This is a genomic window from Roseateles sp. P5_E11, from assembly GCF_054049355.1.
Genome location: NZ_JBFUMO010000182.1, coordinates 1 through 10,206 on the forward strand (window position 1 = coordinate 1; position 10,206 = coordinate 10,206).

Genomic DNA, 10,206 nt, shown 5'->3' on the forward strand with positions numbered 1-10,206 from the left:
CCTCCTGCACAACGCGCCAGCCGCCTCGATGCCTCTGCTTACTCGGCCACTCTGACCCCCAGCAAACCTCGCGCGACGCCTCCCGTCGTCGTCGCGCCCGCCGCCGCTCCGGTCGCGGTGCCGACAGCCGAAGTGCTGCGGCTTCCCACCCCCACCTCCAGCCCCGCTGCCGCCAGGCCGGGACTGCCCATAAAAACAGCCAGCARGGCGCCGGCCAGAGCCGCCGCGCCCAAACGCACGCGAAAACCCGCCGGCGCCGCCAAGCTCTTCGTGCTCGACACCAATGTGCTGATGCACGACCCGATGTCGCTGTTCCGCTTCGAGGAGCACGACGTCTTCCTGCCCATGATCACGCTCGAGGAGCTGGACGGCCACAAGAAGGGCATGACCGAGGTCGCCCGCAACGTGCGCCAGGTCAGCCGCGAACTGGACCAGCTCGCCGCCAGCCTGAAGACCAGCGGCATCGAGGAGATGGCCAAGGGCCTGGCCCTGGCCGGCACGGGCCACCGCGAAGCCGAAGGCAAGCTCTTCTTCCAGACCGAGCTGATCGATGCGCCGCTGCCGCAAGGCCTGCCCCAGGGCAAGGCGGACAACCAGATCCTGGGCGTCGTCCAGGCGCTGAAARGCCTGCACCCCGGCCGCGAAGTGGTGCTGGTGTCCAAGGACATCAACATGCGCATCAAGGCCCGCGCCCTGGGCCTGCCGGCGGAGGACTACCGCAACGACAAGACGCTGGAAGACTCCGACCTGCTCTACACCGGCGTCCAGGCGCTGCCCTCGGATTTCTGGGACCGCCATGGCAAGACCATGGAGAGCTGGCAGCAGGGCGGCACGACCTACTACCGCATCAGCGGCCCGCTCGTGCCCACGCTGCTGATCAACGAGCTGGTCTACCTGGAGGCGCCCGGCGAGACGCCCCTGTACGCCAAGGTCACCGAGATCACCGGCAAGACGGCCGTGCTGCGCACGCTGAAGGACTACGGCAATCAGAAGCACGCCGTCTGGGGCGTGACGTCGCGCAACCGCGAGCAGAACTTCGCGCTGAACCTGCTGATGGACCCGGAATGCGACTTCATCACGCTGACCGGCACCGCCGGCACCGGCAAGACGCTGATGACGCTGGCCGCCGCGCTCGCCCAGGTTTTCGATGACCGCCGCTACAGCGAGATCATCGTCACCCGCGTGACCGTGCCCGTGGGCGAGGACATCGGCTTCCTGCCCGGCACCGAGGAAGAAAAGATGGGCCCCTGGATGGGCGCCCTGGACGACAACCTCGAGGTGCTGGCCAAGGGAGGCTCCACCGCCGGCGAATGGGGCCGCGCCGCCACCAACGACCTGGTGCGCAGCAAGATCAAGATCAAAAGCCTGAACTTCATGCGCGGGCGCACCTTCCTGAACAAGTTCGTCATCATCGACGAGGCCCAGAACCTGACGCCCAAACAGATGAAGACCTTGATCACGCGCGCCGGACCGGGCACCAAAATCGTCTGCCTGGGCAACCTGGCGCAGATCGACACGCCCTACCTGACCGAGGGCAGTTCAGGCCTGACGTTTGCGGTTGACCGCTTCAAGGGCTGGGCCCACAGCGGCCACGTGACGCTGGCCCGCGGCGAGCGCTCGCGGTTGGCGGATTTCGCTTCCGAAGTTCTTTGAACCGATGCGGCCCCTTCGTGGGGCCGTTTCTTTTCCATCAAATGGTTGCGATACCATTTCGCATCCACTGTCTGGCATTCCCATGATCTACCGCTCCMTCGGCCGCACTGGCTGGAACATCTCTGCCATCGGCTTCGGCGCCTGGGCCATCGGTGGCACCTGGGGCCATACGGACGACAGCGCCGCGATGGCGGCCCTGCACCGGGCGCTGGACCGCGGTGTGAACTTCTTCGACACCGCCGACGTCTACGGCGATGGCCACAGCGAGCGCCTGCTGGCCCGCCTCAAGCGCGAGCGCCCCGGTGAAGCCTTCTACATCGCCACCAAGGCCGGCCGGCGCCTGAACCCGCACGTCGCCGAGGGCTACCGCGATCTGCGGCCCTTCATCGAGCGCAGCCTGAAGAACCTCGGGACCGACAGCCTGGACCTGCTGCAGCTGCACTGCCCGCCCAGCGCCGTCTACGCCATGCCCGAGGTCTTCGGCGCGCTCGACGACCTGGTGCGCGAGGGCAAGCTACGGCACTACGGCGTCAGCGTTGAGCGCATCGACGAAGCCCTCGCGGCGCTCAAGTTCCCTKGCGTGCAGTCGGTGCAGATCATCTACAACCTGTTCCGCCAGCGGCCCGCCGAAGCCTTCCTGCCTGCGGCCCAGGCGGCGCAGGTTGGCGTGCTGGCGCGGCTGCCACTGTCCAGCGGCATGCTGAGCGGCAAGTTCACGCGCGACAGCCGCTTCGGTGCCGACGACCACCGTGGCTTCAACCGCCAGGGCGAGGCCTTCGACAAGGGCGAGACCTTCTCGGGCGTCGACTATGAACAGGGCCTGGCCGCCGTCGAAGAGCTGCGTGCGCTGCTGCCGCCTGGCATCAGCATGGCCCGCCTCGCGTTGCGATGGATCCTGATGAACGAAGCCATCACGACCGCCATCCCCGGCGGCCGCACGCCCGCGCAGGTGGATGAGAACGTCAGCGCCGCCGACCTCGATGCCCTGCCTGCGCCGCTGATGCAGTCGCTGGCCGACCTCTACCAGCGCCGCATTGCACCGCAGGTGCACGGCCTGTGGTGAGCCGCTTTCACGTCACATGAAAAAAAGCGGCCCGAGGGCCGCTGCTTCGTTTTCCCTGCGAGAGATCAGACACGGCAACGGCGACCTGCCGCCAAGCCTGCCAGTGCGATGCCCACCAGGGCCATCGAGGCCGGCTCCGGCACATTGACGGTGATGTCGGTGGTCGCAAGGGTGGCGCCGGCCGCATCGGTGACGAACAGTCGGAAGTCCGTCGAGCTGGCCGCATACGGGTTGAAGTTGAAGCCCGGTGTCGTCAGGAAGGACATCTCCAGATTCCACGATTCGCCCAGGAACGTCGGCAGGCCCGCGGTCAGCAGGTCGATGTCGGTGTAGCTGACGGCGGCGCTGCTGTCGGTGTCGATGCCCAGCCAGATCTTGCAGCCCTGGCAGCCCCGAATGTCGTAGGCAAAGTCGAAGCTCCAGTTCGCGTAGTTCTTGCCGTCTGGCAGGTAGACGCCACCTTGCGCCTGGAAGTTACGCACGCCGTCATTGGCCAGAAAGGCGCTGTTCTTGTACGCATGGGCGCCGACGGCGACCTTCACACCGCTGGCCGCCACAGCGGCGAACTGCACGGTCTCCAGGCCGCTGCTGCCCGCAGGCGGCCAACCATCCGCCGCCGTCAACATCGTCAAGGCGGCATGCGCCGAGAGCGGGGCCAGGCCGGCGAAAGCCGCCGTGGCAAGCATCTTCTTGATCATCTGTTTGTCTCCAGTGTGGGCAATGTTTTGCAGGCCCTGTTGACGCAACGACACGCTTTGGGGCGACGCACAATCCCTAGCGCATCAACCATGCCAACACCTCGCCGCTTGTAGGACGGTCCAGTAGGACGAGCACCGCAGGCAACCTTGAAATGCCCCCACGGTTGAAGGTGGAAATTCCCTCGACATGCGGCAAACCCTAGGGTTAGGCCATTGCGCTGAAATGACCCGTCAGGAGATTGCCACCCAATGCCGATCAGATATCCGGTTAACGATCAGTCGCCGCGCTGAACGGCTTTCGAGAATCGTTTCACGCCGGCATCCTGGGCCGTCGCCTGGCGTCCAGCATTGATCAGCCTGTCGATCTGCTCCGCGGGCAGCTTGAGCCGCGTCGGAATCGCGTTCAGTGCCTGCTCCTCGGTCTCGGGCAAATCAGCAAAGCTGATCTGGGTGACGCTGAACTTGATGTCCTCGCAATGCCATTCCGGGTTCAGCGCCCGCAGCGCGGCCTTGCGTTCGTCGCTGAGACTGCAGCGATAGGTCACCAGGTCGCGCTCCCAGTTGCGCACCATGGGCACAAAGCTCGCATAGCTCATGCGCATGGTGCTCTCGATGGCCGTGTCGACGGCGCCGGATGCGATCTCCATGCCCGAGGGGCCGGCCACCTCGCGGGCCCAGTCCGCGCTCGGGCCCTGGCCAGCATCGACGACGATGAAAAGCAGGCGGCGCATCGTCGCCGCGTCCTGCTCGGGGATGGGGCCATAGGGCGTGTTCAGCAGCACGCGGCTTTGCAGGATGGCCACCAGGCCGAGGTTGTCGGTCAGTCCACCGTCGACGAGCTTCAGATAGCGGCCCGCCTTGGGGTCGGCGTTGTCGCGGAACAACCGCGCTAGCGCCAGCCGCAGCCGGTACTGGTCGTCGCGCTCGTCCCGGCGCACCGCCAGGCCCGGCGGCATTTGCACCTGGCAGGCATCGGGAAAGCGCTCCAGCACCACAGGCGCGAAGAGCAGCGGCACCGCCATCGACGCCGCCACCGCCTCGGAGACCGGATAACTCGCCAGGTCACTGCACAGCGCATCGAAGGCACGCTCATGGAAGGGAAAGGCCAGCCGGTACTGCACATTGCTGGCGCTGATCCACACCACGGGCCGCGAGCGCTTGAACATGTCGGCGAATGTCGCGCCCTTGAAGACATCGTTCTCCAGCCAGTCGTTGAAGTCGCTGCGATCGTTCAGGCCACCGGCAAACAGACGCCGCAGGTTGTTGGGGTTGAGCAGGCTGAAGCGCAGGTTGGCTTCGCCGTCGCGCAGCAGCACCTTGTCGCGGAACTCACGCAGGCCCTCGGCGCCGTGCAGGCCGAAGTAGGCCGACGTCAGCGAGCCACCCGACACGCTGGTGATGAAGCTGACCTCATCCAGCAGCGTGCGCCCTGGCGTCGACGCCTGCTCGCGCAGTCCCTCCAGCACGCCGTAGGAAAACGCCGCCGCACGCAGGCCACCACCCGAGAAACTCAGCGCGACGACGGTATCGGCATCCAGCGGCATGGGTGCGCGCTGCACGGCCTGCAAGGCCACCGGCTTGTTGCGCGGCGGGTTCATCGGGGCACTGGCGCAGGCGGCCAGCAGCAGGCAGGTGCAAAGCAGCAGCAGGGCGCGCATGGAGCGTCTTTCCATCAAGGTCGGGGCATTCTGCCGATGCTGCCAGACCCTGTCTTTATTCCCAGTGACAATCCAGGCCATGCAACAGCCCGACCGCTGGATCGCCCACCTCGACATGGACGCCTTCTATGCGTCCGTCGAGCTGCTGCGCTATCCGCAGCTCAAGGGCCAGGCGGTCGTCATCGGTGGCCGGCGGGCGGATGCGCCGCAGCAGCTGGAAGACGGCAGCTGGCGCTACTCCAAGCTGCGCGACTACACCGGCCGCGGCGTCGTCACGACGTCCACCTACGCCGCGCGGGACCTCGGCGTGTTCTCGGCCATGGGCCTGATGAAAGCCGCCCTGCGCGCGCCCGACGCCATCCTGCTGCCGGCCGACTTCGACAGCTACCGCAAGTACTCGCGCCTGTTCAAGGCCGCCGTCGCCGAAGTCGCACCGGTCATCGAGGACCGTGGCATCGACGAGATCTACATCGACCTGAGCGACGTGCCTGGCGTGCGCGACGCCGTCGGCCACGACCCGCTGGGCGGCGTGAAGGCGGTGGCCCGCGAGATCAAGAACTCGGTGGGCCGCGCCACCGGCCTGACCTGCTCCATCGGCGTCACGCCCAACAAGCTGCTCTCAAAAATAGCCAGCGAGCTGGACAAGCCCGACGGCATCAGCGTGCTGACGCTGGACGACATCCCCACACGCGTCTGGCCCCTGGGCGTGCGCAAGATCAACGGCATCGGCCCCAAGGCGGGCGAGAAGCTCGTCAAGCTCGGCCTGGAAACTGTCGGCGACATCGCCGCCGCCGACCCGGCCTGGCTGGTCGAGCAGTTCGGCGAAAGCTACGGCCAGTGGCTGCACGCCGCCTCGCATGGCCGCGATTCGCGCCCCGTCGTCACGCACAGTGAGCCCGTGTCCATCAGCCGCGAGACCACCTTCGAGCGCGACCTGCACGCCGTGCACGACCGCGCCCTGCTCGGCGGCATCATGGACGAGCTGTGCGAGAGCCTGTCGCGCGATCTGGCCCGCAAGCACTACGCTGGCAAGACGGTGGGCATCAAGCTGCGCTTCGAGGGCTTCGTCACCGTCACGCGCGATCAGACGCTGAAGGCCGCCATCACCAGCGCCGCCGACATCCGCCATGCCGTGGGCTTGTGCCTCAAGCGCGTCACGTTCGACAAGCGCCTGCGGCTGATGGGCGTGCGCATCGGCAACCTCGTGCATGCAAGCGAGGTGCCGCCCCCGGCGCCAGCGCGAGCAGAGCCTCTGCCCACGCTCGACAACCTGAGCTTGTTTTGAGCGACTGGAGCTACAGCGTCTCGGTACGCAGCCTGTGCGAGTTCACTGCCAAGCGCGGCAGCCTGGACCGCCGCTTCACGCCCTCGGCCACGGCGCTGGAGGGCCAGGCCGGCCAGATGGCCGTGCTGGCGCGCCGTTCGCCGGGCTACGAGACCGAGCTGCCGCTGGGGGCCGTCCACGGCAACCTGCGCGTACGCGGCCGGGCCGACGGCTACGAGGCCGACGTGAACCGGCTGGAGGAGATCAAGACCATCCGCGGCCCCGTCGAGGCCATTCCCGACAACCGCCGCGCCCTGCACTGGGCCCAGCTGCAAACCTATGGCGCGCTGATTGCCGCCGACCGCGGCCTGACCGAGCTGGAGCTGGCCCTCGTCTACGTCGATGCCGACACGCAAAACGAGACCGTGCTGCGCGAGAAGGTGACGGCCAGCGAGCTGCAAGCCGCCTTCGAGTTGCGCTGCCGGCAGTTCGAGGCCTGGGCACGACAGGAGGCGGAGCACCGCAAAGCACGCGACGCCGACCTGAGCGCCCTGCCCTTCCCCAAGGGCGAACTGCGCCCCGGTCAGCGCCTGCTCGCCGAGGCCGTCTACCGCGTGGCCGCCAACGGCCGCTGCCTCCTGGCCCAGGCGCCCACCGGCATCGGCAAGACCCTGGGCACGCTGTACCCGCTGCTGCGCGCCATGCCGCTGCAGCAGCTCGACAAGATCGGCTACATGACCTGCAAGGGCACCGGCCGCATCACCGCGCTGGAGGCCCTGCATGCGCTGCGGGAACACACGCCGACGAAATCGCTGCGCGTGCTGACGCTGGTGGCCAAGGAGCAGGCCTGCGAGCACCCCACCAAGGCCTGCCATGGCGACGCCTGCCCGCTGGCCAACGGCTTCTACGACAAGCTGCCCGCCGCCCGCGCCGAGGCCGTGCAGACGGCCTGGCTGGACCCCACTGCCCAGCGCCGCATCGCACTGCAGCATGACGTCTGCCCCTACTACCTCGGCCAGGAGCTGCTGCGCTGGGCCGACGTCGTCGTCGGCGACGTACACCACGCCTTCGACCCCTATGGCCAGCTCTACGGCCTCTCCCAGGCTCAGGGCTGGAAGCTCGCCCTGCTGGTGGACGAGGCCCACAACCTCATCGACCGCGCGCGCGACATGTACAGCGTCAGCCTCAGCCTGGCGCGCGTGCGCGAGGTCATTGCCGAAGCGCCGGCCAGCCTGCGCCCGCCGCTGCGCCGGCTGGCCAAGGAACTGGCCACGCTGAGCCGCCGCCAGCAAGGCGACTACCAGGCGCTGGACACGGTGCCCGACGCCCTCGCCGAGGCCCTGCAACGCGTCAACATCGCCCTGGGCGAGCACGTGCAGAACCACCCGCTCGACGTCGGGGCCATGCTGCAGTTCTATTTCGAGGTGCTGGGCCTGCAGCGCCTGCTGGACCGCTTCGATGCCCATTCGATTTGCGACCTGCAGCGCAGCGCCGCTCCGGGGGACCCCAAGCCGGCGCTGGACGCGCCACGGAACCTCTCGCTGCTGGAAGACGACGACGAGGACGATCCCAACGACGGTCGCGACGTGCTGCTGTCGGTGCGCAACGTCGTGCCAGGGCACTTCCTGAAGGAGCGCTTCGAGGGGCTCAGCAGCGTCACGCTGTTCTCGGCCACGCTCGGGCCGCCCGACTACCAACGCCAGCTGCTTGGCATGCCCGAGGACACCGCCTGGATCGACGTGCCCGCGCCCTTCCCGCCCGAGCACCTGACCGTGCAGGTGGCCCACCGCCTGTCCACGCGCTACGAACATCGCAATGCATCGCTGGACGCGCTGGTGGACCTGCTCGCCCAGCAGTTCACCGAGCACCCCGGCAACTACCTCGCCTTCTTCAGCAGCTTCGACTACCTCGACAAGGCCTCGGCGCGGCTGGCGCAGCGGCACCCGCAGGTCACGCTGTGGAACCAGTCGCGCGCCATGGGCGACGCGGCACGGCGCGCCTTCCTGGACCGCTTCGTGGAGGGCGGCCGCGGYATCGGCTTCGCCGTGCTGGGCGGCGCCTTCGCCGAGGGCGTGGACCTGCCCGGCACGCGGCTGATCGGCGCCTTCATCGCCACCCTCGGCCTGCCGCCGGTGTCACCGCTGCAGGACCAGGTGCGCGAGCGCCTGGACACCCTGTTCGGCGCCGACCACGGCTATGCCGACCTTGTGCCCGGCATGCAGAAGGTCGTGCAGGCCGCCGGCCGTGTGCTGCGCTCCGTGGACGACCGCGGCTGGGTGTGGCTGCTGGACAAGCGCTATGCCCGACCCGAGGTGCGGGCCTTGTTGCCGGGCTGGTGGCAGCTGTAGCCGCAGCCTGGTCAGATTGCGCGATCAAAGGAGAACTCATGTTTGACCACGTCAAGTTCGGCGTCAGCGACTTCGCCGCGAGCAAGGCCTTCTATCTGAAGGCGCTGGCGCCGCTCGGCGTCACGGCGGGCGCGGAAGGCGAGCCGAGCTACGGCATCGAGCTCGTCATCGAGGGCCAGGTGACCAGCCYGTGCCTGTTCGAAACCCACGAGAAGCCGGCCCATCTGCACCTCGCCTTCATGGCGCAGACACGCCAGCAGGTCGATGCGTTCTACCGCGCGGCGCTGGACGCCGGCGCCGCCGACAACGGCGCGCCGGGCCTGCGTCCGAAGTACCACGCGAACTACTACGCCGCCTTCGTCATCGACCCGGACGGTCACAACATCGAAGCGGTCTGCCACGCTCCCAAGGCCTGATATCGCCGTCTTTGTGTAGGGATGTTGCGAGCCGGCTCTCGTGGGCTGCACCCGGTAACCGGCGCCAGGCCAGGGCGTGCCACGCTGCGGGCCTATGAGCCACTTCCTCGCGCCACCCTCACCCACCCGCGCGAGAGCGTCCCGCCTGGCGCCTCTCGCCGTGGCGACCCTGGTTTCGCTGGCCGGCTGCGGCGGTGGCGGCTCCGACTCAGCCACCACCACGCCGACAACGCCCCCTGCTCCTGCGCCGGCCCCGGCGCCAGCACCACCGATCGCCGGAACGCGCATCACCTGCGATCTCGCCAACTTCCAGGCCGACATGCTGGCGGCCGTCAACGCCCGGCGCCGCAGCGGCGCCACCTGTGGCGCACAGGGAGCCTTCGGCCCGGCACCTGATCTGACCTGGAACGCCGCGCTGACCCAGGCCGCCGTGGCGCATAGCGACGACATGGTCACGCACAACTTCTTCAGCCACACCGGCAGCGACGGCAGCACCCTCGGCACCCGCGCGACCGCCGCCGGCTATGTTTGGAGCAGCCTGGGCGAGAACATCGCCGCCGGCCAGTCCAGCGTGGCCGAGGTGGTGGACGGCTGGATGAAGAGCGATGGTCATTGCGCCAACCTGATGAACGCGACCTTCCGCGACATCGGCGTGGCCTGCGTCGCGGGCAACGCCAGCACCACTTACCGCAGCTACTGGACGCAGGACTTCGGCACGCCGCGATAGGTTCCGGACTCGCGGGGCCGGATCGTTGAGTCGGTCAACCAACAACGAAAAAAGCCACGAGGCGAGTCTTTGCGACTCGCCTTCGTGGCTCGTTGACCGAACGGGGGTCAGGCCTTCTTTGCCTTGGCGCGACGGGCAGCGTATGCGCCCAGCAGGGCGAGGCCGACCAGGGCCGCCGCGTCGGGCTCGGGCAACTGATTGCCGGCGGCGCCGATCTGGAAGGTGATGAACTCACCGGTCTGCGCGTCGGTCACGGTGTAGGTGCCGGCAAACATCTGCAGGGAGGCGAACGAGGCGTTGTGGAAAGTCCAGGCTTGATCGGGCGACCAGAACGTGCCTTCCAGGTCTTCGCGCTCGATACCGATGCCCGGAAGCTGGG

Annotated in this window: 8 protein-coding genes and 1 pseudogene; 6 read left to right on the forward strand and 3 right to left on the reverse strand. The window is 68.0% G+C overall.

Annotated elements, in window-relative coordinates; genetic code table 11:
- Together ACXJKR_RS15050 and ACXJKR_RS15055 are read left to right on the forward strand one after the other, a co-directional pair.
- On the forward strand, nt 1–1,653 hold a 1,653-nt coding region (locus ACXJKR_RS15050), incomplete at its 5' end, for a PhoH family protein (protein WP_457323512.1).
- An 82-nt stretch (nt 1,654–1,735) separates the two neighbouring features.
- The gene (locus ACXJKR_RS15055; RefSeq protein ID WP_457323513.1) at nt 1,736–2,716 is read left to right on the forward strand and encodes an aldo/keto reductase; all 981 of its coding nucleotides are present in this window, start codon (nt 1,736–1,738) and stop codon (nt 2,714–2,716) included.
- Nucleotides 2,717–2,781: 65 nt separating this feature from the next.
- Here the strand turns inward: ACXJKR_RS15055 and ACXJKR_RS15060 are convergent, their stop codons facing one another.
- Entirely contained in the window at nt 2,782–3,414 is a 633-nt protein-coding gene (locus ACXJKR_RS15060) for a PEP-CTERM sorting domain-containing protein (RefSeq protein ID WP_457323514.1), read from the reverse strand.
- A 275-nt stretch (nt 3,415–3,689) separates the two neighbouring features.
- On the reverse strand, nt 3,690–5,087 hold the full coding sequence (locus tag ACXJKR_RS15065) for a patatin-like phospholipase family protein (RefSeq protein WP_457323515.1): 1,398 nt from the start codon (nt 5,085–5,087) through the stop codon (nt 3,690–3,692).
- Between the two features lie 64 nt (nt 5,088–5,151).
- On the opposite strand from ACXJKR_RS15065, the gene ACXJKR_RS15070 reads away from it, so the two are divergent.
- From ACXJKR_RS15070 to ACXJKR_RS15085, 4 genes are all read left to right on the forward strand, one after another.
- On the forward strand, nt 5,152–6,357 hold the full coding sequence (locus ACXJKR_RS15070) for a DNA polymerase Y family protein (RefSeq protein WP_457323516.1): 1,206 nt from the start codon (nt 5,152–5,154) through the stop codon (nt 6,355–6,357).
- Complete coding sequence (locus ACXJKR_RS15075; RefSeq protein WP_457323517.1) at nt 6,354–8,684, forward strand: ATP-dependent DNA helicase; 2,331 nt, start codon at nt 6,354–6,356, stop codon at nt 8,682–8,684. The genes ACXJKR_RS15070 and ACXJKR_RS15075 overlap by 4 nt, the downstream gene beginning before the upstream one ends.
- A gap of 38 nt (nt 8,685–8,722) precedes the next feature.
- Nucleotides 8,723–9,100 (forward strand): VOC family protein, encoded by a 378-nt coding sequence (locus ACXJKR_RS15080; protein WP_457323518.1) that lies wholly within the window; start codon nt 8,723–8,725, stop codon nt 9,098–9,100.
- Between the two features lie 94 nt (nt 9,101–9,194).
- The gene (locus tag ACXJKR_RS15085) at nt 9,195–9,827 is read left to right on the forward strand and encodes a CAP domain-containing protein (protein WP_457323519.1); all 633 of its coding nucleotides are present in this window, start codon (nt 9,195–9,197) and stop codon (nt 9,825–9,827) included.
- Between the two features lie 107 nt (nt 9,828–9,934).
- Here ACXJKR_RS15085 and ACXJKR_RS15090 read toward each other — a convergent pair.
- Nucleotides 9,935–10,206, reverse strand: a pseudogene (locus ACXJKR_RS15090) (hypothetical protein); the annotation flags it as partial.

Bases quoted from the DNA above. Each gene is read 5' to 3' on its own strand.
- ACXJKR_RS15060 (WP_457323514.1), bottom strand. From the start codon at position 3,414: ATGATCAAGAAGATGCTTGCCACGGCGGCTTTCGCCGGCCTGGCCCCG.
- ACXJKR_RS15065 (WP_457323515.1), bottom strand. From the start codon at position 5,087: ATGGAAAGACGCTCCATGCGCGCCCTGCTGCTGCTTTGCACCTGCCTG.
- ACXJKR_RS15070 (WP_457323516.1), top strand. From the start codon at position 5,152: ATGCAACAGCCCGACCGCTGGATCGCCCACCTCGACATGGACGCCTTC.
- ACXJKR_RS15085 (WP_457323519.1), top strand. From the start codon at position 9,195: ATGAGCCACTTCCTCGCGCCACCCTCACCCACCCGCGCGAGAGCGTCC.